At 53.2% G+C, this 22,543-nt stretch carries 21 protein-coding genes; 4 read left to right on the forward strand and 17 right to left on the reverse strand.

The features are described from left to right. The first annotated feature begins 95 nt into the window (after window positions 1-95). A complete protein-coding gene (locus tag AC0LWT_RS03430) occupies window positions 96-566 on the forward strand; it encodes a hypothetical protein (protein WP_474679796.1) in 471 nt (156 codons plus the stop codon). A 45-nt stretch (window positions 567-611) separates the two neighbouring features. Here AC0LWT_RS03430 and AC0LWT_RS03435 read toward each other — a convergent pair whose 3' ends face one another. The 16 genes from AC0LWT_RS03435 to AC0LWT_RS03510 all read right to left on the reverse strand — a co-directional run bounded on the left by AC0LWT_RS03435 (window position 612) and on the right by AC0LWT_RS03510 (window position 18,374). Then, the gene (locus tag AC0LWT_RS03435; protein WP_474679797.1) at window positions 612-2,450 is read right to left on the reverse strand and encodes a putative bifunctional diguanylate cyclase/phosphodiesterase; all 1,839 of its coding nucleotides are present in this window, start codon (window positions 2,448-2,450) and stop codon (window positions 612-614) included. 21 nt (window positions 2,451-2,471) lie between these two features. Then, complete coding sequence (locus AC0LWT_RS03440) at window positions 2,472-3,974, reverse strand: PAS domain-containing sensor histidine kinase (protein ID WP_474679798.1); 1,503 nt, start codon at window positions 3,972-3,974, stop codon at window positions 2,472-2,474. A 126-nt stretch (window positions 3,975-4,100) separates the two neighbouring features. After that, window positions 4,101-4,466: a DUF423 domain-containing protein gene (locus tag AC0LWT_RS03445; RefSeq protein ID WP_474679860.1), complete on the reverse strand. Its 366-nt coding sequence runs from the start codon at window positions 4,464-4,466 to the stop codon at window positions 4,101-4,103. A 109-nt stretch (window positions 4,467-4,575) separates the two neighbouring features. Beyond that, window positions 4,576-4,878, reverse strand: coding sequence for a hypothetical protein (locus tag AC0LWT_RS03450; protein WP_474679799.1), 303 nt, complete (start codon window positions 4,876-4,878; stop codon window positions 4,576-4,578). A gap of 88 nt (window positions 4,879-4,966) precedes the next feature. Further along, complete coding sequence (locus tag AC0LWT_RS03455; RefSeq protein ID WP_474679800.1) at window positions 4,967-5,887, reverse strand: AEC family transporter; 921 nt, start codon at window positions 5,885-5,887, stop codon at window positions 4,967-4,969. Window positions 5,888-6,888: 1,001 nt separating this feature from the next. Then, complete coding sequence (locus AC0LWT_RS03460; RefSeq protein ID WP_474679801.1) at window positions 6,889-7,218, reverse strand: DUF1904 family protein; 330 nt, start codon at window positions 7,216-7,218, stop codon at window positions 6,889-6,891. Next, on the reverse strand, window positions 7,206-8,873 hold the full coding sequence (locus tag AC0LWT_RS03465) for a bifunctional diguanylate cyclase/phosphohydrolase (RefSeq protein ID WP_474679802.1): 1,668 nt from the start codon (window positions 8,871-8,873) through the stop codon (window positions 7,206-7,208). Before AC0LWT_RS03465 ends, AC0LWT_RS03460 begins: the two co-directional genes overlap by 13 nt. Then, window positions 8,854-10,764, reverse strand: a complete 1,911-nt coding sequence (locus AC0LWT_RS03470; RefSeq protein ID WP_474679803.1) for a SpoIIE family protein phosphatase — start codon at window positions 10,762-10,764, stop codon at window positions 8,854-8,856. Before AC0LWT_RS03470 ends, AC0LWT_RS03465 begins: the two co-directional genes overlap by 20 nt. Then, window positions 10,765-11,169 (reverse strand): DUF1987 domain-containing protein, encoded by a 405-nt coding sequence (locus tag AC0LWT_RS03475; RefSeq protein WP_474679804.1) that lies wholly within the window; start codon window positions 11,167-11,169, stop codon window positions 10,765-10,767. Then, window positions 11,169-11,717: a SiaB family protein kinase gene (locus AC0LWT_RS03480; RefSeq protein ID WP_474679805.1), complete on the reverse strand. Its 549-nt coding sequence runs from the start codon at window positions 11,715-11,717 to the stop codon at window positions 11,169-11,171. Before AC0LWT_RS03480 ends, AC0LWT_RS03475 begins: the two co-directional genes overlap by 1 nt. 156 nt (window positions 11,718-11,873) lie before the next feature. Then, the gene (locus AC0LWT_RS03485; RefSeq protein WP_474679806.1) at window positions 11,874-12,323 is read right to left on the reverse strand and encodes a MarR family winged helix-turn-helix transcriptional regulator; all 450 of its coding nucleotides are present in this window, start codon (window positions 12,321-12,323) and stop codon (window positions 11,874-11,876) included. A 217-nt stretch (window positions 12,324-12,540) separates the two neighbouring features. Then, window positions 12,541-13,419 (reverse strand): carbohydrate ABC transporter permease, encoded by an 879-nt coding sequence (locus AC0LWT_RS03490; protein WP_474679861.1) that lies wholly within the window; start codon window positions 13,417-13,419, stop codon window positions 12,541-12,543. 17 nt (window positions 13,420-13,436) lie between these two features. Beyond that, window positions 13,437-14,318 (reverse strand): carbohydrate ABC transporter permease, encoded by an 882-nt coding sequence (locus AC0LWT_RS03495; RefSeq protein WP_474679807.1) that lies wholly within the window; start codon window positions 14,316-14,318, stop codon window positions 13,437-13,439. A gap of 26 nt (window positions 14,319-14,344) precedes the next feature. Further along, window positions 14,345-15,718 (reverse strand): extracellular solute-binding protein, encoded by a 1,374-nt coding sequence (locus tag AC0LWT_RS03500; RefSeq protein ID WP_474679808.1) that lies wholly within the window; start codon window positions 15,716-15,718, stop codon window positions 14,345-14,347. A 104-nt stretch (window positions 15,719-15,822) separates the two neighbouring features. Further along, on the reverse strand, window positions 15,823-16,620 hold the full coding sequence (locus AC0LWT_RS03505; RefSeq protein ID WP_474679809.1) for a response regulator transcription factor: 798 nt from the start codon (window positions 16,618-16,620) through the stop codon (window positions 15,823-15,825). Continuing rightward, window positions 16,617-18,374, reverse strand: a complete 1,758-nt coding sequence (locus AC0LWT_RS03510; RefSeq protein ID WP_474679810.1) for a sensor histidine kinase — start codon at window positions 18,372-18,374, stop codon at window positions 16,617-16,619. The genes AC0LWT_RS03505 and AC0LWT_RS03510 overlap by 4 nt, the downstream gene beginning before the upstream one ends. A gap of 97 nt (window positions 18,375-18,471) precedes the next feature. Here AC0LWT_RS03510 and AC0LWT_RS03515 point away from each other — a divergent pair, with 97 nt between their 5' ends. The 3 genes from AC0LWT_RS03515 to AC0LWT_RS03525 all read left to right on the forward strand — a co-directional run bounded on the left by AC0LWT_RS03515 (window position 18,472) and on the right by AC0LWT_RS03525 (window position 20,499). Then, on the forward strand, window positions 18,472-19,233 hold the full coding sequence (locus AC0LWT_RS03515; RefSeq protein WP_474679811.1) for a class I SAM-dependent methyltransferase: 762 nt from the start codon (window positions 18,472-18,474) through the stop codon (window positions 19,231-19,233). Between the two features lie 16 nt (window positions 19,234-19,249). Beyond that, window positions 19,250-20,182 (forward strand): class 1 isoprenoid biosynthesis enzyme, encoded by a 933-nt coding sequence (locus AC0LWT_RS03520; RefSeq protein ID WP_474679812.1) that lies wholly within the window; start codon window positions 19,250-19,252, stop codon window positions 20,180-20,182. Window positions 20,183-20,250: 68 nt separating this feature from the next. Further along, window positions 20,251-20,499, forward strand: a complete 249-nt coding sequence (locus tag AC0LWT_RS03525) for an NHLP leader peptide family RiPP precursor (protein ID WP_474679813.1) — start codon at window positions 20,251-20,253, stop codon at window positions 20,497-20,499. A gap of 71 nt (window positions 20,500-20,570) precedes the next feature. Here AC0LWT_RS03525 and AC0LWT_RS03530 read toward each other — a convergent pair whose 3' ends face one another. Further along, window positions 20,571-22,472, reverse strand: a complete 1,902-nt coding sequence (locus tag AC0LWT_RS03530; protein WP_474679814.1) for an ATP-binding protein — start codon at window positions 22,470-22,472, stop codon at window positions 20,571-20,573. Between the last annotated feature and the right edge of the window lie 71 nt (window positions 22,473-22,543).

Raw genomic sequence — 22,543 nt, forward strand, 5'->3', positions numbered from 1 at the left:
AATGCAACTATTTTTGGACACAATATCGTGATATAGTTAGGTTATTACTTTACTAGGCTATCAATTCGGTTATCATTATCAAGCAAGGAGACCTTATGAATCAGGGAAAAGTGAGCACGAACCGCCACGGGCACTTATTCACCGTAGAAATTTTGATCGAAGAAACGACCAACGGTCTGGCCTTGGAAAAGCTTCTTCATCTGTTGAATACGGACCAAGTACGGGATTATAAGATCCTGAAAGGAATCGATCTCGGCCAACTGATCGAGGTTAACGCGAGAGGGCACTCAAGTCCGGAACCGTCCGCCCTGCTGAAGGAGGCGACTGCGAGCACGTCCAGCCAACGGGCAAATGAGAAAGTGATCGAGCAGCTTGAACAGTTCAAAAATAACAACACGCTTGTCCGGCTGACTGTCATTAAGGCGAAAGGAATCAAGTTGAATCTGCCTTGCCGCATCCTCAACTATGACAGCGGCTCGCAAAATGTAACCGTCTATCATGTCGACGAGAAAAAGGTTTATTCCTTTAAACTTAACGAAATCGACGACTACATGGCTACTGTCTGATACTGCGAACGAGGGCGCCCCACCCGGGGCACCCTCTTATTTATTTTAAGCGCCCGTCTCGGCCGCTTGCGAGCCGCCCTGCAGCATGCCCTCCATCTGGTGCGCGCTGATCGGCGGGCTGAACCAGTAGCCCTGCACTTCGTTGCAGCGGTTTTGGTGCAAAAAGCGGAGCTGATCCTCGGTTTCGACGCCCTCCGCAATCACCTTCAAATTCAAATGATGCGTCATGGCGATGATCGTCGCGACAATCGCGGCATCATTCGGGTCCGTCATAATGTCCCGCACGAAGGAACGGTCGATCTTCAGCTTATCGATCGGAAACTTTTTCAAAAAATAAAGCGAGCTGTAGCCGGTGCCGAAATCGTCAATGCTGACATTGACGCCCAGTTGCTTGAGCTCGAGCAGCGACTGGGTCGCATGGTCCACATCCATCGTCATACTTTCGGTAATTTCCAGCTCCAGGTACTGCGGATCCAGTCCGGTCTGTTCCAGAACATGGCCGATTTTGCCCTTCAGGTTATGTTGGAAAAACTGCCGCATCGACAAGTTGACGGAGATCGGAATCGGCGGAAAGCCTTGATTTTGCCAGGCTTTGTTTTGCTTGCAGGCGGCGCGCAGCACCCATTCTCCGATCGTGACGATCAGCCCGGTTTCTTCCGCGAACGGGATGAATTGATTCGGCGGGATCATTCCCCGCTCCGGATGATTCCAGCGGATCAGCGCCTCCGCGCCGACGATGCGCCCGGTTTCGATGTCCACCTGCGGCTGGTAAAACAGCATGAACTCGTCGTTCGCTATCGCTTTGCGGATGTCGTTCTCCAGCTTGATCCGGTTAATGGAAATGGACTTCATATCGGTAATAAACACTTGAAAATCGTTGCGCCCCTTCTCCTTCGCCCGGGCCAGGGCAATATCGGCGTACTTCATCAGCATCTCCGCATCCTCGGATTCATCGGAGGAAATCGCGATCCCGATGCTGGCTGTAACGTGCACTTCGTACTGCTCCAGCACAAACGGCTTCTCCAGCACCCGGTTAATCCCGGCGACAAGCGCAATCGCATCATTGGAATCAGCCGCATTGGTGTAAAAGAAGGCAAACTCGTCGCCCTCGGTCCGTGCAAGAAAATCGTTCTCCGTGACGCATCTCGTGAACCTTTCGGCGAGCTGCAGCAGCAGCATATTGCCGTAATCATGCCCAAAGCTGTCATTGACCAGCTTGAAGCGGTCGATATCCAGATAAAAGACGGCAACCTTTTGTCCGAGCGATCGGGCCAAGGCTAAAGTTTCGTTCAAATGATCCTTGAACATTCTGCGGTTCGGCAATCCGGTCATATCGTCATAATAGGCCATGTAACGGATCTTCTCATCACCGCGCTTGCGCTCCGATATGTCCTGGCAGATCAGGACGCTGCCGTGACCGCCAGTCCCCGCTTCTGCCGGCGCAGCGGTAACGTGCAAATTGATTCGGAACCCGGTCTTGTGAATCACCGCCGTTTCAAACGCTACCGCCTTCCCCACCCTGGCCTGCTCCACGCAAGACAGCGTGGCGGTTGCATGCTCTTCGGCGACCAGCGCCGCAAACGGCCGGCCGAGCAGCTCCTCGGCCGTGAAGCCGAGCATTTTTTCCGCCTCCCGATTCACTCGTACAAACCGGCCTTGCCGGTCGAAAATGCCGATCGCGTTCGGGTTATAATCAAACAATGAATCCGGCAAGGAAGATGCCGCGCGCTCTGTCTGAAGGGCTTTGTTCGAACCGTTTCTGCCCAGCGCGACGAGCAGCAATAGTGAGGCTAGTATGCAAATCCATGCTGTATAGGGCTTTATGTATAGGCTTGCGATTACGACGAGAACGATATACCCGCCTATATAAACCCGCTTACTCACTGGCTGTCCTCCTTCATCTGCTCAATCCTTCGTGATTGGAAGCGTAACGCTGACTACCGTTCCTTCTCCTACCTTGCTTTCCACAAGCATATGCCCTTTATGGTCTTCAATAATTTTGTAGCTGACCATAATACCTAGTCCTGTGCCCTTTTCTTTGGTCGTAAAAAAAGGTTCGCCGAGCCGGGCCAGCACCTCTTCCGAAATTCCGCACCCTCTGTCCTTCACGACGATTCGCACGCAGTCCCCGGCTTCCGCTTTGACCTGAATATCGATCCGCCCGCCCTCCGGCATCGATTCCATCGCATTTTGAATCAGGTTGATGAACGTTTGTTTCAACTGGTTTTCTTCGCACATGACAAGCGGCAGGCCGTGTTCGACCGTCGTCGCGAACTGGATGTTGCTCAAAATCGCCTGGCTCTCCAGCAGCGTAACGACATTACCCACGATTTTCTCCACGCTTTCGGGCCGGAAACGCAGCATCTGCGGTTTCGCCAGCACAAGCATTTCCGTAATGATCAGCTCGATGCGGCTGAGTTCGGACAGCATAATTTCGTAATATTCCTCTTTGCCCGCCGCGCCCGCCCGCAGCAGCTGGATAAAACCTTTCAGCGACGTCAGCGGGTTGCGGATTTCGTGCGCCACACCGGCGGCAAGCTGGCCGACAACCGAGAGCTTTTCCGATTTGCGCAGCATTTCTTCGGTTTTTAGCCGCTCCGTAATATCCTTGAACGTAATGACGACTCCGATCATTCGTCCGCTTTCGCATATCGGAGAGGTTATGTACTCGACCGGGAACGATTCGCCGGTCTTTTTGTAGAACAGCTCGCTGGCATTATGATCGAACACGCCCTCAAGCATGCTGCGGTAAAACGAGGAGCCTGCGCTTGCCTCCGAATCCCCTTTCCCGGCCGGACCGCTGAGAACCATGTACGCGTCTTTTCCGATCATTTCTTCTTCGGAGTAGCCTGTTATTCGCTCCGCGGCGTCATTCCAGAAAATGGTACGGAGATGCTCATCCACGCCAAAGATGCCATCCGACACCGCGTTGATAATAAGCTGGTTTTTGTTATGCAGCTTCTCAATCATCGCCTCGTTCAGCTTGCGTCCCGTAATGTCCTGTACTTGGGATACGACACATGCGGGGCTTCCTTCCCGGTTCCGCACGAGCGTAACGGTCAAAATGCCCCATATCAGCTCCCCGTCTTTGCGCACATAGCGCTTTTCCAGCTGATAGGAATGGCTTTCCCCGCAAATGATCTGTTCGAACTGCCGCAAATCTGTATCCCAATCTTCGGGATGCGTGATTTCAGGAACGCTCCGTACAAGCAGCTCCTCTTCCGTGTAACCTAACAGGCTGCATAACGAATCATTCACTTTAAGAATGCTGCCTTCCATGCTCACAAGCGCCATCCCGGTCGCTGCATGGCCAAAAACGTAACGGAATAACTCATCGCTGGCGGGCAGCCCGAGCTCCAACTGAATCGGATCGCGGGTATTTGATGAATTCCTTGTGAATTCAGCCATGCTTCCCATCCTTTCGAGTGCGGAAGAATGATCATTTTAATTGAATTCTTTTCTACATTATAGAAGCTTTTTCCTGCAAGGAGGGCAAATAAATGAAAAAAGAGCCGGAAGTATCCGACTCTTGACTCATTTCCATGCGGCTATCGCCAACAAGACCCATCCCAGCAAAAAGCTTACTCCGCCCAAAGGCGTAATCGGTCCGAACCATTTGATCCCGGTCAGGCTTAATGCATAGAGGCTGCCGGAAAAAAGCACGATTCCGATAAACAGTGCCCAACCCGATACCTGGACCATGGAACTGTTAGCGAGCTTGTCCGACAACACGGCAATCAAAATTAGTCCCAGCGCATGGATCATATGGTACTGGACACCCGTACGAAAGACGTCCAGCATGTCGGCTGACAGCTTCTGTTTCAAGTAGTGCGCGCCGAACGCTCCCAAGGCAACCGACAAAAATGCGTTGATGCTGCCGAGGAACAAAAATAGTTTCATCATTGCAGCGAGTCTCCTTCATCCGTCATTATATTCCTTCCTAATCATAGCTGATTTTGCGAAAGGAATCCACCGGGGAGTCCGGGAAACCGGAGATGACCGGGAAGCTTCAGCTAATTTGCCCGATATCGTGCTGGCCTACGATAAGATTGACCGGTTCCACAAAAACTCTCGTAATGACGGGCTGCCTGAGCAGGTCGATTTCGATGTCCACGATTTTCGCACGGGCCGTTTTGCCTTCCCGCTTGTCATAGACGACGTTGAATTCCTGCAGCCCCAACTGATAAGTAACAACCGACGCGCCGACGGAAAGCGCAGGCGATTCGTATTCCCCGTGTTCGAACAGCACTTCCGACAAAATCTCTTCATTCATATCGACAATCGTCACATACTGGCAAAATAAATAACGCATGCATGATGCCCCCCAAATTTGTAAAGTTGGGGAACAATTCGCTGCACACGTCCAAAAGTCCTTCAAAACCGGATCAATAGTTCTAAATTCACAAAAAATCCACCAGAACGATCATAACCGGTATGGTGATCATACTGAATAATGTCGAAGAAAATACAGCTTGCGAAGAAAATTCCGGCTCATTGTCGTATTCGATCGCGAGCAGCACGCTGCTTAAAGACGTGGGCACCGCGCAGGAGAGGACGAGCGCTTTGGCCGTCAAGCCTTCAAGACCGAGCAGCCACACCGCCAAAAAACCGAGCGCCGGACCGGCGGCCAGCCGCAACATATTGGAGACAAGCACATCGGACAGCTTGAATTTCCATTTCATGGCCCCCAATTGGACCCCAAGCGTGAGCAGCGCGGTTGCCATAAACGCATTCGAAATATATTGAAGCGGCAAATAAATCGGGTGCGGTACGTCCAAATGAAAGTAACGCAAAATAATGGCGGCGGGAATCGCATATATAACCGGAAGGGAGAGCATCGTTTTGAGCGTCGCCTTGAAGTTCGATTTGTGCGCATTGATCGCGTACACCCCGTAGGTGTTCGGGATCAACGACTGCATAATCATAATGATGATCTGAATGGACAGCGTGTAAGCGTTCCCGGCAAACACCGTCTGATTGAGCGGAATGGCGTAATTGGCGCTATTGTAAAAAAGCACGCTGTTGCGCATCGCGCTGCGCATGCCGCCCTGCAGCTTTTTCACCCGGATCACGATTTCGACGAGCGCGATAAGCATGCTGAAAAACAACACAAAAAACAGCAGTATTTGCATCAGCACATGCAGATCGATCTCCGATTCATAAAGCTTTACAAATACCAAAGCAGGAGAAAACACGTAAAAATTCAGCTTGGACAGCGTCTTGATGTCTATCCGAAACGCCCTGTATATCCCTACGCCGATAGCGATCATAATGCTGATAGGCACAATATTGTTGACCAAAATAAACAAGAAATAAGTCATCGCGGTCTCACTTCTCTCCGTAAATACACTGTTTTCTATTGTACCATATTAATCGGCATGGCAACTATATGCCTCGAACATGCATACGAAAAAGCCCACACGCTGGAAGCGCCGGACAGCAGATACGGGCGAGGATGCCCCTTGCAGTTCGGTTCCGGCGCTCTCTGCTTCGCAGCTCGCCAAAGGCAACCCCGGATTGGGCCACCTGCACATGCCAAAAACCCGCAGCCTCGTCTCGCCTGCCAGCGGCTGCAGCGCGCTGAAGTGAGCCGCGTCTCGCCTGCACCGGGGTGCGGGGCTGAAGTGAGCCTCGACTCTACTTCCACTGGGTGCGGCGCTGAAGTGGGGGGACAAGGCCGCTTGGCATGGAAAAAACCTGCGAAAGTGCAGGCTTTCCGTAATAAATGGTTCATTTTGGTGAAAAGCCTGCAATTGTGCAGGAATTTTCGATGAAAATGAATCTGAGCTCCTGTTCGCGGCGAAAAGCCTGCACTATTGCAGGAATTTTTCGTAGCCAGCGCAGCAACCGAGCAAAAACTGTACTTTTGCAGGTTTTCTTCGTGCGACCTGGCAAATTGTGCGAACGGCTCTGGCGGGTGAGTTTCGGGCATTTGCGAAAGTGCAGGTTTTTTCCGAAAATGGTTCGTTTTGGCGAAAGCCTGCACTATTGCAGGAATTTTTCGTGACCAGCGTATTAACCGAGCAAAAACTGTACTTTTGCAGGTTTTCCCTACGTCAACCGATCGCAGTCATGGAGCGCAGCACCGCGCGCTGGGAGCTGGCGCGTTGCCTTGCCAACCAGATGCTCTGCTTTCGCGGACACAATTGCGCGCTATCTTTCCGCACACTGCCAACGCTGGTTGACCGACCGCCGTCGTGCAGTTGGGAGCTGCTCGTGGGGCTATGCAGGCGGGATTTTGACAGTGCTGCCGGATCAATCCTGCTCCTTGCATCATCCATGCGCGAAGGGGCCTGCCGAAGCAGCCCCCTGACATCGTACACTACCCGCACGGGGTCCCGTTTATATAGTAGGCGTCCTTCTCGTAGGCGATAAACGCCACCTCGACTTCGGCCAGTCCCAGCCGGATTACGTGGTCGGTGATCGCCCGGGCGACTCTGCCGCGGACTTCCGCGCCCCGGTCAAACCAGGCGACTTCGATGAACGGGTACGTCTCCGTTATTTTGCCTGCGAATATGGCGGTGTGGTTGACGCATTCCAGGGTGAAATGATCCTCCGGGCATTCGCAAATTCCGGCAAGCTCGCTTGCGAGCCCCGAACTGATGCGGCAAATTTGTTCTGCGCTCAAGCCTCGAATCGTTAGTCTTGGCACGGATTTCCCTCCTCTTTGAGTGATAACCCGCTTTCCGTCGTCGTCATGTAAGCAAAAAAATCTTCGGCCAGGTTCGGATCGAACTGCCTCCCGCTTTCCTCCAAAATGACCTGAAGCGCCTGCTCGCTGCCGATCGCCTGGCGGTACACATGATCATGCGTCATAATATCATAACTGTCGACAATAGCCAAAAGCCGCGACAGCTTCGGTATTTGCATCTCCTTCAGACCGTACGGATAGCCGCCTCCGTCCCAGCGCTCGTGCATCGACAATATCGCCTCGGCCAAAGCAGGTTCGCCGAGCGACAAGGCCATCCGGTAGCCGATCTCGCTGTGGGAGCGCATCACGTTCCACTCTTCTTCCGTAAGCGATCCGGTCTTGCCGAGAATTTGCTCGGGAATGACGACTTTGCCCACGTCATGCAGACGCACGAGCAGCTTCAGATTGATCGTATCCGCGGACTGCGGGTCCATCCCGATCCGGGCCGCCAATCCCAGCGCCAGGCGCTCGATTCTCTCGATATGGCGGGGATCCTCGATCTTTCTTGCATACATCGCCTCGTTGATGTTGGCCATCAGGCTCTTGCGCACCTGCTTGCTTTCCAGCAGCTTGTTCTTGTACATTTCTTTTTCGGCGAGGTTGAAAAACAGATGAAAATGATCGCCGGGCTGCACCATCGTCGCGCTGCCGGCCGCCATGCTGACCTGGATCGGATAAGATTCCTGCTCGGCGCAAGCCTGCTTGAGCCGCTCGATCTTCTCCGTGCAGGCGGTTGTCCCGGTCCGGGAGAGCAGGACGATGAATTCGTCGCCGCCCCATCTCGCCGCCAGCGCCTCGTCCCCGAAGCATTGCCGGATCAGCTCGGCAGCCTGTGACAGCAGACGGTCCCCTAGCTGATGGCCGAATACGTCATTCGCCAGCTTCAAGCCGTTCATGTCGAGAAGAACGATACTGACCGGCATATGCTCCGCAGTCAGCAGCCCGGGAACCGCAGCTTCCACGTAGGCCCGGTTGTACAACCCGGTAAGGTTGTCATGGAAGCTTAAATACTCCGCTCGGGCACGGGACTGCAGTTGGTCCGTCATATCCGTCATCATGACCATGACGACTTGACCTGCGGGACTGTCCGGGTCCGGTTCGATCCACTTGTATTCGAGCTGGATTTGCCGGCTCCCGATCTCCGCTCTCCCCGGCAATTCGGCGAGAAGCGCGTTTTTGACAGCCGCATCCGTCTCCCCGAACAGGCGGCTCAGCCATTGTTCCACGCTTTTCCGCTCCGTGCTCCCGCTCTCCCACAACAATTCCGCGAAATGAATGCCGCTCGGCCGCTTGTTTAAAATGCGCAGGCACGCATCGCTGTACTGCTTCTGCACGATCCCTTTCGCGTCAAACGTCAAAAACCCCTGATTGGCGTTGTTCAGCAGCGCTTTGATATCGTCTTCGCACCGCTTGAGCGCCATTCCCTGCAAATCGCTGATATACAATATTTTTTTGGTAACGCGCAGCAGCTTCTCATAGCTGGACAGCAGCTTTTGGTATTCGGTCAAAAGCTCGTTGCCCTGGTGCTCTTCCCGAACAGCCAGTCGTTTGGCATCGTACAGCATATTCAACTCGCTCTCAAAACCTTTCTGCTGATCACTCCGATAGCTTATCACGGTTACCAAGCTCCTTATTGTCAGATGTTCGCCGCCGCTCAGGCCGGAACGCAAGCAAAGTCCAGTCGTCCCGTTGGGCTTCTGTCCCCATGTATTCGTCCATCATCCGGCGAAAAAGCTCTTGCTGCTCGTTCAGCGGCAGCCGTGCATGCGCATCGATAAACTGCTTCAGCCGGGTTTTGCCGAATGAAAAGCCTTTTTCCCCGCCGCTTTGGTCTGCAATGCCGTCCGTAGCCATATATACGGTCGTGTGCTCCCGCACCGCGATCCGGTGGTTGGCGTACGCATATTCGGCTGGAGTCCGCCGGTAACCGATGCTCTGCTTGTCGCCTTTGTACAGCTGTACGCCCTCATCGCCGTCCTGCACATAGATCGCGCTGCCGCCGCCGGCAAATACGATTTCATCCTGCCCGACGTAGCACAAGGCAAGATCCAGACCGTCATCGGCGAGCCCCTCATTGTGCTGCTGCCTGAGCGTCTCTTTGACCGCTTGGTTGAGCTTGCCCAGGATGCCCGCCGGGTCGCCTTCCTCGCTGCGGTCGGCGATCTGATTCAACAGCGATATGCCGAGCATCGTCATGAACGCGCCCGGTACGCCGTGGCCGGTGCAGTCCCCGACGGCCACGTAATACCCCCGCTTCGTCTCGCTCAGCCAATAAAAATCGCCGCCTACCCCGTCCCGCGGGCGCCAGATGACGAAATACTGCTCCCAGAGCCGGTCCAGCAGGGCCGGATCGGGAAGCGCGGATTCCTGTATCCGCTTGGCATAATCGATGCTGTCCAGCAGCTCCCGGCTGCGCTCCTCAACCTCCCTCGTCCTCTGTCCGACGAGAACTTCCAGCCGCTGATTGAGCTGCAGGGCGCGCTTGTACGGGTTCGCCAGCTTCCGCGATACATTGTAGAACAGGAAGACGATCGCCAGCAGGGAGATCACGATCGCGACGGCCGTATTCACTTTAATATTGTCCAAAAAATATACGGTATCGGTCCGCGGAATTTGAAACAACAGCCGCATTTTCATCGACGGGATCGGATAGCTGATGAGGTCGACCAGCTCGCCATTCGGATTTTGCGACTCCAGAACCTGCACATCCTGATTGAACTGCTCCATCACTTTGGCATACGTATCACTAGAAACAAAGCCGGATATCAGCTTGCCTGTCTGATCGTAGCGGTCCGACAGATGGATGACGCCCATCCCGTCAATCATCCACATTTGGCTCTTTTCCGAATATTTATACTTCTGGAAATCATCGGACAGCCCTTTGAGGCTGAGGCCCACGCCGGCTACGCCGAGCGGACGGTCCGTTTCGCCGATCAGCACGTTGACGAATACGTACGATTGCCGGCGCTCCACGTTATAGTCGACGACGACAGCCGTTTTTTTCCCCGATTCGAGCGTTTGATAAAACCATTTGTCATCCGGCTTGTCCCTGGACACTGTGGAGAGGATCGAGCCGTTTTCCGACCAATAATGGCCGGTAAGCGCGCTGACGATGAAGGAATTGTCGTAATCGAACTGCCGGCTGCTCATCACGAGCCTTTCCCTGATCATGCGCGTAAGCTGCTCGTCCTGTTCTCCGCCGCCGATCCATTCGAGGACGGCAGGGTCGTCGGCCAGCAGCCTCGACGTTTCCTTGGCCCGCTCGATCCGGCCCTCCACTTTTGAAGAGACGGATTGGGCGATGTAGCCGAGCTCTTTGCTTTTCAGCTTTGTGATAACTTCTTTTTCCGTAAAATAATACGATAAAAAGCCGATGAGCAGCATGGAAAAAACGATAAGCGCGCTGGCAAGCGCTACCACTCGGATCACGTCGCGATCATGGAAGCGATCGCTGCGGCTGCCGGACTGCTGCCTGTCGCCTGCGGTTATAGGGGCGCCGGGTTTCATCTATCCGCGGTCTTCCTTGGCGATCAGATGAAACGGCAGCGTCAAATCTTCTTTAAATTCCTGCGCACACTCCAGCTCGCTCTCGTTGTCTGCGTCGTAATACCAATATAATTGAATGTTTTTGCCGCCTGCGTGCGCCTCGTCCAGCTTCTCCAGCATCGTCATGATGCATTTCGTACTGCTGGTGTTGATGTAAGGCAGCATCAGCTCGAACTTGACGATCGCTTCCTCTTGCAACTGCTCCAAATACGCGCCCACCCATGCCAGAACCGGCTCGTAAAACTTGAACGCATTTTCGGGAAACGACTGGCCTCTGATCGCCAAAACGTGAAGTTGCGGATCGAAATGAATTTCCGGTGTGCTTCTTGATCCTTCTATGCGCATAAGATGTAGGTCTGCCACCATTAAACAACCGCCTTTAATGTAAAAAATGACAAGTGCTCGTCAATTGGGGAAATGGAATATTCCAGCGGAAGACTGGCTTTTCTTGCCATATCGATCAAGCCGATGCCTGCACTTGATTGCGCTTCCGGAAGCTCCTCCCTGAGCTTCTCTTTGAAAAGCTTTTTCAGTCCGTCCTTATCCATGGCGGCCAATTGTTCGATATGCGCCACAAGAGGAGCGAGATCCACGTTCTCGATCAGGTTGCCGCAGCAAACGTAATTTCCCGCTTCCCACTTCCCGATCGTCACGATCGCCGATTGCTCGATACGTTCGGCGCTGCTGCCGGATGCTTTGGCCGCGCAATAATTTTTGATGTTCTGCGTCTGTTCGATAAATATGGAGAAAATATTGAAAATTTCCGTTTTCGGACGATTGTCGTTCTCCATGTACCTTTTGACCGCTTCCCCGTATTCTTCGATTAATCCTTGGGAAAGCCGGCCGGAAAAGCAGATTAGTATTCCTTTGCTCTGAAGCATATTATGAATGTCGTATATCTGGCCGTGATTCAAGGGGCATCCTCCCTTTTCTTAAGAATACAAAATTCGACTTTCTCTTTATATTACCAGAGTCCTAGTCCTCAAAAAAGGCGAAAACAGAAAAAAAGTTTGCAAATCGACGCTTGCAAACTTTCGGATATGGGGGAGTTTCGGTTGCCGGTCGGAGTATTACTGGACCGCATTCACATCGATCAGGAACAGCTTGAGCAGCTCGCTGAATTTGGCTATGTCTTCCGGCGTCAGCCGGCTCTCGGCGAGCATCGTATGCAGCGTTTGGGGAATGCACAGCGCTTTTTGGTAGAGCGCCATTCCGCTGTCCGTAATTTTGATGTTGACGATCCGCTCGTCTTCCTGCGATCTTTGCCTTTGGATCAGCTTCTGGGCTTCCATGCGCTTGAGCATGGGCGTCAGCGTGCCGGAGTCCAGATCCAGCTTCTCGCTGAGCTCCTTGACCGTGCTTTCCTGTTGGTCCCACAGCACGAGCAAAACCAGATACTGCGGGTACGTCAGCCCCAACTCGTCCAGCATCGGGCGGTACAGGCGAGTGACCGCGCGGGAACTGGCATACAGATTGAAGCATAGCTGGTTTTCCAATTTTAAATATTCACTGCTGCTCATGGCTTACAATTCCTTTCCGTCCATTCGATTTGCAAACAATCTATTTGTTTAAAATGTATATAAAATAACATGGGATGTCAATGGGAGCCGCGGCAGCGGCAAAAACCCGCTGGCGCTATGAGGCCTAAAAAGTCTGTTCGATGAAAACGGCAGAACATATCTTTATGCAAAAATGACTGCTTTTATGCAGCATAAGCGGCAAAAAAGCAGTCACTATTCAGCCCTTGACCGATCCGGCGGCAATTCCTTCCACAATCCGATTGCTGAGCACGATAAAAGCGGCCAAAATCGGCAAAATACTGATCATCAGCGTCGCTCCGATCGCTCCCCAGTCGGTGGTGTACTGGCCGATGAAATTTTGCACGCCGACCGTCAGCGTCTTCAGCTTGTCGGAGCTGATGAACGTATTGACGAAAATAAATTCGTTCCAGTTGTAGATCATGTTGATAATAGCGGTCGTCGTCATTACGGAAGCGGTCATCGGCAGCGTGATCCGGGCGAACATCCGGTTGATCGAGCAGCCGTCCATGACAGCGGCCTCTTCCACCTCGCGGGGCAGCGTGTAGTAGAAGCCGAGGAGGATCATAATTGTAATCGGCATATTAAAAGCGGTATACGAGAGCACGATGGATAGCGGATGATCGATCAGATTCATTTTCTTGAACATGCTGAACAGCGGAATTAAAGTGGAATGAACCGGGATCATCAGGCCGATCATGAACAAGCCGAGAACGAACGACTTCAGCCGCCATTTCATCCGCGTTATCGCAAACGTGACCAGGCTTGCCAGCAAAACCGTCAAAACGACGGCCAAAACCGTAATCCATACGCTGTTGAAAAAATACAGGCTGATATGGCCCTCGGTCCATACCTTGGCGTAATTTTCCCAGCGCAACTGCGCAGGCAGGGCGAACGGCGGCAGATTAAACACTTCCTGGCTGTTCTTCAGCGAGAACAGCAGCAGCCAAATGAGCGGCAGCACTTGCAGTGCCGCTACGGCAATCAGGATCACATACAGCAGCCCGTATCCGAGCCGCTGCGGCAGTTTGGAGCCTTCGGCCTTCGGCCGGGCGCGCAAAGCGGTCGCTGTACTCAGGTGCAGCCCCTCCTCTCTCACGAATATTGAATTTCCTCTTTCGTTGCGGTCGCTTTGCGGATCAGCCAGGTAACGACCAGGCATATGAGCAGCAGGAAAAAACCGATTGCGCTGGCGTATCCGAAATCGTAGCCTTTAAACGCCTTTTGGTACATGTAGGAGGCCATCACTTCGCTCGCCCGGTTAGGGCCGCCGCCCGTCATTACGTAGATCAGATCGAAATATTTGAGCGACCCGACGACGGCAAGCACGACCGTCACCTTGACCACCTCCGCGATCAGCGGCAGCTTGATTCGCAAAGCGATATGCCACGGATTCGCTCCGTCGATTCTGGCGGCTTCGATCAGCGATGACGGGATATTTTTCAGCGCAGCATAGTAAATCAAGATGTAAAAGCCCGCATATTGCCAAAGAATCGGGATGAAAATAGCGTACAGCACGATGGACGGATCGGCCAGCCACTCCGGCGTATTCTTGATGCCCGCCGCTTCGAGCGCCGTGTTCAGCACGCCGTTCGACGGGTGAAATATTTTTAGCCAAAGCTGCGCGATGGCGACCGATGACAGCAGCATCGGGATCAAATATATTTTGCGCAGCAGGCCCGCTCCTTTAATGGAGCCGGACAGCACAAGCGCGACCAGCAAGTAGCCGATCAGGCTTAGCGTCGAAAATACGGCTAGCAGGAACGAATGGCCCGCGCTCTGCCAAAACAGCGCGTCTTTCAGCAGTTGTACGTAGTTCTCCGTACCGATAAACGTCATAGCCCCAACGCCGTCCCACTTCATCAAGCCGTAATAACCGGTCAGCACGATCGGGATATAAATCAGCGCCAATATCATGAAGAGCGCAGGCAGCACGTATAGCGCTATGATTCTTTTGTCGGACATGACTTTATCCATAGCAGCTCGACTCCTCCGAAATTCCTTTATTTCCCCGCTTCTTTGGCCAGCGCCTCTTCATGCTTCTTGGCGAACTCCTCCGGAGTGGCAGCTTTGCCGAACAGCGCCTGTATCATGTTCAGATGGGTTTCCGCCGCGCCCGGCTTCATTTGCACATCGGCGAACAGTGTAATGTTGCTCGCTTGATTCAGCTCGTTCAGCAGGTCGATGTACAGCTTCGGCAGCTGGATTTTGGAAGTGTCCACTTTGGTTGCGGGAATCACGCCGGCTTCCGTAACCGAATGCTCGCCCCACTTGGTAATGAAAAATTTGATGAACGCCTTGGCCTCGTCTTTCACTTTGGAGTTCTCCCCAACGAACATCCCGACGCCCGGCCCGCCGACCCAACTGTTCGCATCGCCTTTGCCGCCCTCTACGGTCGGGAACTTGAAGAAGCCGATCTTGTCTTTAAAATCCTGCGGCACGTCTTTGTTCGTCGTGTAGTTCGGAAGCTCCCATGTCCCCATCAGGTACATGGCCGCTTTGCCGTTCATGAACTCGGATTTGCCCTCGTCGTTGGATAAGCCATTGAAGCCTTTGTTAAAAGCGTTCAAGCCGACGAGCTCCTGCACGTCCTTGGCTGCGGTGATCAGGCTCGGATCTTCGAACGAGCCGCTGCGGTCGATCGCTTTTTTCAACGTTTCCTTGCCGCCGACCCGGTCGGCAAAATACATGTACCACAGCGAGCCTGTCCAGCGGTCCTTGTTGCCCAGCGCAATCGGCGCGACGCCTGCGGCGCTAAGCGTTTTCACGGCTTGCTTGAGTTCATCGTACGTTTTCGGAACCTGCACGTTGTTTTTGGCGAACAGGTCTTTGTTATAATAGACCGGCACGATGTTCAGCTCTACCGGAAGCGCGTACGTCTTGCCGCCGAAAGCGTAAGCCTCCGTCGTTCCCTTGACGAATTTGCCGTTTAAATCGCTGCTCTGCAGCACATCGTCAAGCGGTGTGAACAGGCCTCCTTTCACATAAGGGTCCATGTAACCCGCGGCCCAGGTCATGCCCACATCCGGGAGTTCATTGGAGGTGGAGAGGATTTTCATCTTATTTTTGTATTGTTCGTTTTCCAGCACTTCCTGCTCGATCTTGATGTTCGGATTGGCCGTCTGAAACTCCGTAATGATTTGATTGACGATTTTATTTTGCGTAGCCGAGCTGCCTGCGGGCCACAAATGCATGAATTTGATCGTCGCTTTTTTGTCGGACTTGGCCGTGCCGCCGCTATCTCCCGCTTTGGCCGACGCCTGCGGGCTTGCGCTTTGGCTTTGTCCGGCGTTCGCCTCTTTGGAACTTGAGCAGCCTGCCAATACAGTTCCCATGGAAACTGTAAGCAGTAATGAGAATGTAAGCGCTTTTTTCATAATCTTTCGAATCCCCCTTCATCAATTTGGCTTTCCGAACTTTATTCTAGCAGAATCTTCCAGAGGGGGTAAGGCAACGATGTTTAGCAAAAGTTCCACTTTTTTTAGATTTCATTTCCCGGGTCGGCCATTTCCTTGCGATATTGCGCGGGGCTCTTGCCTTCGTATTCCTTGAACAGGGTGATAAAATATTTCGCCGTCCGGTACCCGACCTGCTCGGCGATTTCCGCGACAGGCCACTTGGTCCGGATCAGCAGCTCCTTCGCTTTTTGCAGCCGGATGCGGGTCACGTACTCGCTGAACGTAAGGCCCGTTTGCTCCTTGAACAGCGAGCTGAAATAGCTCGGGTTCAAATGGACGCGGTCCGCCACCTCGCGTAAGGAGAGCGGCTCTCCCTTGTGCTCGTCCACATAGCGCAGCGCTTCGCGAATCGGATCGCTGATGTGTGGATGCTCCTCCCGCGCGTCCATCAGCCGGGTATCCACCATTTTCTCCATCGCTCCGACTCTTTCGCGCGCCTCCTCGATCGTCATCGCCTGCTCGACGGCTTCGATCAGCTTTTTCTTTTGCAGCGGCTTCAGCAAATAATTGACCACGCCCAATTGGATCGCCGTCTGCGCGTAATCAAAATCGGGATGGCCCGAGATGATGATCACAACCGGCTTGTGCGGCCTGCGATTCAGCAGCTCGACGAGACGCAGACCGCTGACTTCCGGCATCCGGATATCGGTGATCAGCAGATGGACCGGGTTGTCATGCAGCATATCGATGGCCTGCACGCCGCTGTCCGCGCACACAATCCGGTAGCGCCCGGCTGACCAAAATTCCAGCGTTTTTTGCAGACCCTGCCGGGTTAAAGGCTCGTCGTCGACGATCATGATCGTTTTTTGCATATGAATCATTGCGCACCTCCGTCATTCACCGGAATTTCAAAACTGACGTTCGTGCCGGCGCCGGGGCTGCTTTGAACGACAAGGCTTTCGCGCTCATCGCCGGCATGTCCGAAGTACAGCTTTAATCTGCGTCCCACATTCGAAAGCCCCATGCCGCCGACTTCGCCGGAAAGCGCTTGTCCCCCGGCCACCCTCTGCCGGATCGACCGCAGCGTCGCTTCCTCCATGCCGGGCCCGTCGTCCGCCACCGTAATCAGCAAGCGGTCGCTGTCCGCCGCAGGCCTTACGCTTACCGTTATCGCGCCTTGGCCCGTCCGGCCTTCCAGGCCGTGCAGGATCGCATTCTCGACAAGCGGCTGGATCAGCAGCTTCGGCATCGGCACATGATGCCACCTCGCAGCGCAATCGATGCTCCAGGCAAAACGATCGCCGAACCGCATTTTCATAATGAGCAGGTAGCGTTCGACATGCTCCAGTTCGGCGCCGACCGTAACCCACTCGTCTTTGCTCGGATTTCCGATGGTGTAGCGGAACAACTCGGACATCGCGATCACGTACTCGGCCAGCTCCTCGTTCTTTTCCTGCAAAGACCAGTAAAGCGCTTCCAGCGTGTTGTAAAGAAAATGGGGATTAATTTGCGCCTGAAGAGCTTTCAGCTCCGTCCGGCTTTGCATAACTTCCTTTTCATAGACGAGCTCGATCAGCCGGTTCATGTTGTCCACCATTTGATTGTATGTATAATTCAAATCGTTGATTTCCGCCGTGTACGAAGTTTCGGGGTTGGGCGTCAGCACGCCGCTGCGGGTGTTGCGCATCGCCTTGATCAATTTGAGAATCGGCCGGGTAATCATCGTCGAGAGCATGAACGACATGAACAGGAACAGCAACAAGCCGACCGCCCCCGAGGCGATTATCGCCGTTCGGAGCACGAAAATGCCCGCGGTAACACTGCTGACCGGGTTCAGGATCATCAGCGTCCAGCCGGTTACTTCCGAAGGCTGCTTCACCAAAATGTAGCGCTCCCCGGCAATATCGACGGTCTGCCCGTCCGTGCTCATCAGCGCCTCGATATCGGCGGTCGCCTGATCGTCCGCAGCTATGGGGCGGGACTCGCGGTCGACCAGAAGCATCGCTTCGCGCTGCTGCTCTTCGGAAAGCAGCTCCTTGAACTCGAAATAGCTCCTGCTGATGCGGACCAGCAAATAGCCGCCGTTCGAAAACCAGCGGTCGAGCAGGCTGATGCGCCGTATGGCGAGCACCGAATCGCTGTCTCTGGGATCGATTCCGATCCAGACGAGCTTCCCTTTCTCCCGCTCCGCTTCCCCGATCCATTTCGGATCGACGCGGTTCGAGAGCAATCGGTCGTCCAGCGGGAACAGCCTGGCGGAGTCGCTGTTGTACACTTCCACGGATGCGACGCCGGTCGAATAGCCCTGGATTTCGTTGGCGATATGAACCAGGCTTTGCCGCTGGTCAAATTTGGCCTGCTTCCCGTTCACTTCCGCCAGAAGCAGCTGCTGCACGTACGGATCGTTGATCGCCTGCGTCGTCAGCGTATCGATCTGTTTGATAAGCGCTTCCAATCTGCCGTTGGCCTGCACCGCCGTTTGCCGGATCTGCTTTTCCGCATTATTTTTCAGCAGCGTCGACACCGAATTGAAAGTAATAATACCGACCAGAACCAGCACGATCATCATCACCAGCAAAAAACCGACCAATATTTGATTGCGCAGCGTATTCCATTTGCTCAGGCTCAGCCGCAAAGGGGTTTCACCTCTTTCGTTAAGAAATATCGTTGTATCCGCTCCGTTATCGTGCTAGTCTGGTTCATAGGAACTATAAAGCGGGGGGAGCCAAAACGTGCGGGGAAAAGACGCGATATTTGACGACATGCTGTCGATTACGGCAGACCTTTTTTATCCGGCCGAGCACCGTTTGTTTTGGTCTGAAGCGGACTTGGCGGACGCTTCCATCCTCGATATCGGCTGCGGCAACGGCGCCTACTTGTCCAAAATGCACGACAGCTTTCCGGCGGCCCGGAAGACAGGCATCGAAATCAGCCCCGGCATTTTCCAAAAAGCGCTGCCGCGCCGGAAGCCCGGGCTCGAATTTCACTGCATGAGCTTCGAGGATTTGCCGCAGGACACGCTCTACGACCTTGTGATTTTGCGCCTCGTCGTTCATCACATCCCCGACAAGCCAAGCCTCTGCCGCACGCTGAAGCGGATCACGCATGAGCGCTCGGTCATTGTCGTTCTGGAAGTTGAAAGCGAGCGTCTGCATGTGAATAGCAGCCTTCCGCTGTTCGGCTCCTTGTACGAAAGCTCCCGGCAAGCTCTGCTCAAAAACAGGCTCCTGGATGCGAAAGACAGCCTGAAGCTCGAATTCGAACATGCCGGGCTTCGGCATCTATATACTCGGAATTATAGCATAGATGCTTCCCGGCAGGATGATAAACATCGGCTGCATGCGTACATGCGGCTCGTTTCGCAATATTTGCTGGGCGAATCGCTCCCTCCCGAACGGAAGGACGAGCTGAACGACTGGCTGCGGAATCCGGCAAGCACGCACGCGGTCCATATGTTCGGCACGGCTTTTGCCCGGGGCGCCGGGCCAATCTGAAAAGGGCGGGTGAACGATGAACTGGCATCATGTATTTGAAGAAGAGCTGAAAGACGTCTTTGCGCAAGCCGGAACGGCCGTCTCCCGGTTTCCGGAACCTATGGACCGGCTCGGCCTGGACTATTTGGCCAAATTTGACCCTAACCGCAAAGACAGCACCAAAAATTATATTTGCTATTTGCTGCCGTTCTGGGTATCGGATCTGGCGGAGCTGCCGGCAAATTCCGTGAGCAAGCTGGCGCTCGCGAACGTCTTCGTGATGCTGTACTTTTTTATCCAGGACGATATTATGGATTCCGCGTCGGGACAGCACAAAGAAAAGCTGCCGCTCGGCAACTTGTTTTATTTGCAGTTTCTGGACATTTACCGGGAGCTCTTCCCTTCGGATTCCCCCTTCTGGACATGGTTTGACCGGTATGTCAGGGAGTGGTCCGATGCCGTCTCCAATGAGCTGCGCCGCAATGATTTCATCCATGACATGTTGAAAGTGGCCGCCAAGGCGAGCCCGGTTCAGTTCGCAAGCACCGGCGCCATGGTTTTAGCCGGCCGCCCCGAGCTCATTGCAGCCGTATCCGAAGCGGTCTGTCAGGTGCTCGTGACGCTGCAAATGGCGGACGATTGGGCCGACTGGCAGGAAGATTTGGAAGAGGGCAGCTACAACTGCCTGCACGCGATGATTCGGGAAGAGCTGCGGCTGCCGCCTGACAGCGCCCTGACCGCCGAAATCGTGAAGCGGCAGGTGTACGTTCACGATGCTCTTGCCCGGTACGCGCAAATTGCCGCAGCGAATCATGTCCGGCTGGAGGAGCTGCAGTTGAACGCACCTCATCTGCTTTCTTTTCATGAATCGATGGTGCGCAATTTGCTGGAGGAGGCGGATCGCATCGAGTGCGGGAGAAAGTCTTTGGAACTAGGCGGATTTAACTATTATTTGTCGAATATGAAGTAAAAATGATAGATTAACATGTCAGTTTATGGTATGCTCATGTAGAACTATTCTACTAATTTGTTTGGAGAGTGATCGATTTGTCAGCTGAAGAAATTCTGAGATCCAAAATTATCCAAAAAGCATGGGAAGATCCATCCTTCAAACAGCAGCTTCTCGCCGATCCGAAAGCGGCTCTCAAAGAAGCATTTGGCATCGTGATTCCTGACAACATCGAATTGAACGTGGTAGAGGAAACTTCCAAACAATTAGTGCTCGTTATTCCGGCCAATCCTGCCGATGTGCTCGACGGGACCCCCGGGCCGGTCAGCATCTGGTAATCGCAAAATGACAAATCCCCCGGAAAGCTTCGGAAGCAGGCAACCGCTTTCCTCCGCTTTTGGGGGATTTTTTAATTGATGACGGAAGGGAAGCGTATGATTGCCTCCGTGCCTTTGTTTTTTTCGCTTTTGAACTCAAGCCTGCCTTTCATGACCTCGATAATCCGGAACGTCACCATCAATCCGAGCCCCGTCCCTTTTGTTTTCGTCGAAAAATACGGTTCGCCCAATTTGGCCAGCGTCGCGGGCTCAATGCCTTCGCCGTTGTCTTTAATGTGAATGACGACTTCCTCGCTCTCCTCATAAGCCCAAATATTGATCTGTCCCTGATCGCGGAACGCCTCGATGCTATTTTTAATAATGTTAATGAGCGCCTGCTTCAATTTGGAAGAATTGCCGTGAATGTACAGCTCCTGCGGGATGCTGAGAAACACGCCTCCGCCGTGCAAAGTGGCCAGCGGAACGATAATGCCTTCGATTTGCTTCAGCTCCTTGGAGACGTTGAGGACGGTAACCTCCTCCAACTGGGGCTTGGCGAACGTTAAAAAATCGGTAATAATGCCTGACGCGCGATCCAGCTCCTCGATGGCCAGCGACATGTATTCCTTTTGCTTCATATCGGATTTATGCGACAGCAGCTGCAAAAAACCGCGGGTCACCTGCAGCGGGTTTCTCACTTCATGCGCAACGGAAGCGGCCAGCGAGCTGATGATTTCCATTTTTTCGGACAATTGCAGCTGGTTGTTGTAAAATTCGAGCTCTTTGGAGTAATTGGCCATCAGCTCCTGATAAGCGGCGAATCTTCGTCCCAGCAGTGTGATCAGCGAAATGACGAAGCCTACGATCCCCCATTTCCACAAGAAAATTTGATGGGTTTGATTGGAGGCGTAAAACCAGATCAGATCGATAACGCCCAACAGTCCGAAGAATGCAAAACCGCTCGTAAAAATAACGGCATCCTTGTTGCCTCTCATCGCGTATTTGACGGAAAACGTGATCAGCAGCGACAGTTGAACGAGCATGATGCAGCCCAGCAGCGTAACGGATATGAAAAAATACTCATCTGCGAACCGGTAGCCGGACAACTGGTTGATGACCATGCATAGGGCGGAGAAAGCGGAGTAGCCGATCTGAAATTTTCTGAACATTTTGATCAGTTTCAGGTTGCCGTCGTCGAATATTTTTTCGAAAAAATAACTGAGTGCAGGCAAAAAAACGACTAGCGAAAGATCGAAAAAATCGACCAGCACAGCGCCGTATTCCCCAAAAATGGCATACATAAACGGAGAATAGGTGACAAAAATTGTCCCCATCGTCAAAATGACGATACCGAGCGAAATCCAGCTGGGCAGTTGGATTTTTTTCAGAAAAATTGCGCATATGAACATGACGGCGGCGATAAAAATCAAAGCGCATCCAAGAATGACGTCCCCCAAATCACGTACGACAAAATGGGGCAGTAAATCCGAATAGCTGCCGATTTCGATATTTGAACGGATTCCCATCCGATCCATCCCCGTTTCCATTTTTAAGTATACCGTTTTGCCGGCGTCTTCATGGCTGAGAGGGACTAAAATCCGCTGAAGGTCATATGGAAAATCGTGGATGCTCTCTTGAACTTTGTTCCCGTCGACATATACGGTCAGATGCTGCGCGTAAAGTTCGCCGATCAAGATCCCGGAATGGTCCCCGACCGACGCCGGAAGCTGAATTTTGATCCAGGCTGAAGTGACGCCGTCAGGCTTCATGGGCATCGGCGCCATAACGGGAACGGTCATCCAGTTCGCCGCTTCGGACGAAGGAGGCTGCTCCTGCGCGCTTCCGGAAGGGTCTCCCCATAGAATCGCCCACTCCGTATTTGTGTCTATGTTTTTTACTTGGGCTGCTTTGATGCCGGAAGCAATGATCCCGTTTGCAAACAGCAGTAGTACGATCAGACATACGACAAAAGCAATGCGTTGAACAGGATTCATTTAGAACCACCCCTTGGAGTAGCGACATCAAATTATGGGCACATTCTAAAATTCGACGAAATTCGATATCC

Source organism: Paenibacillus sp. sgz302164, from assembly GCF_056120505.1.

Bases quoted from the DNA above. Each gene is read 5' to 3' on its own strand.
- AC0LWT_RS03500 (WP_474679808.1), bottom strand. From the start codon at position 15,718: ATGAAAAAAGCGCTTACATTCTCATTACTGCTTACAGTTTCCATGGGA.
- AC0LWT_RS03470 (WP_474679803.1), bottom strand. From the start codon at position 10,764: ATGAAACCCGGCGCCCCTATAACCGCAGGCGACAGGCAGCAGTCCGGC.
- AC0LWT_RS03445 (WP_474679860.1), bottom strand. From the start codon at position 4,466: ATGAAACTATTTTTGTTCCTCGGCAGCATCAACGCATTTTTGTCGGTT.
- AC0LWT_RS03505 (WP_474679809.1), bottom strand. From the start codon at position 16,620: ATGATTCATATGCAAAAAACGATCATGATCGTCGACGACGAGCCTTTA.
- AC0LWT_RS03520 (WP_474679812.1), top strand. From the start codon at position 19,250: ATGAACTGGCATCATGTATTTGAAGAAGAGCTGAAAGACGTCTTTGCG.
- AC0LWT_RS03485 (WP_474679806.1), bottom strand. From the start codon at position 12,323: ATGAGCAGCAGTGAATATTTAAAATTGGAAAACCAGCTATGCTTCAAT.
- AC0LWT_RS03430 (WP_474679796.1), top strand. From the start codon at position 96: ATGAATCAGGGAAAAGTGAGCACGAACCGCCACGGGCACTTATTCACC.
- AC0LWT_RS03530 (WP_474679814.1), bottom strand. From the start codon at position 22,472: ATGAATCCTGTTCAACGCATTGCTTTTGTCGTATGTCTGATCGTACTA.
- AC0LWT_RS03475 (WP_474679804.1), bottom strand. From the start codon at position 11,169: ATGGTGGCAGACCTACATCTTATGCGCATAGAAGGATCAAGAAGCACA.
- AC0LWT_RS03495 (WP_474679807.1), bottom strand. From the start codon at position 14,318: ATGGATAAAGTCATGTCCGACAAAAGAATCATAGCGCTATACGTGCTG.
- AC0LWT_RS03455 (WP_474679800.1), bottom strand. From the start codon at position 5,887: ATGACTTATTTCTTGTTTATTTTGGTCAACAATATTGTGCCTATCAGC.
- AC0LWT_RS03450 (WP_474679799.1), bottom strand. From the start codon at position 4,878: ATGCGTTATTTATTTTGCCAGTATGTGACGATTGTCGATATGAATGAA.
- AC0LWT_RS03440 (WP_474679798.1), bottom strand. From the start codon at position 3,974: ATGGCTGAATTCACAAGGAATTCATCAAATACCCGCGATCCGATTCAG.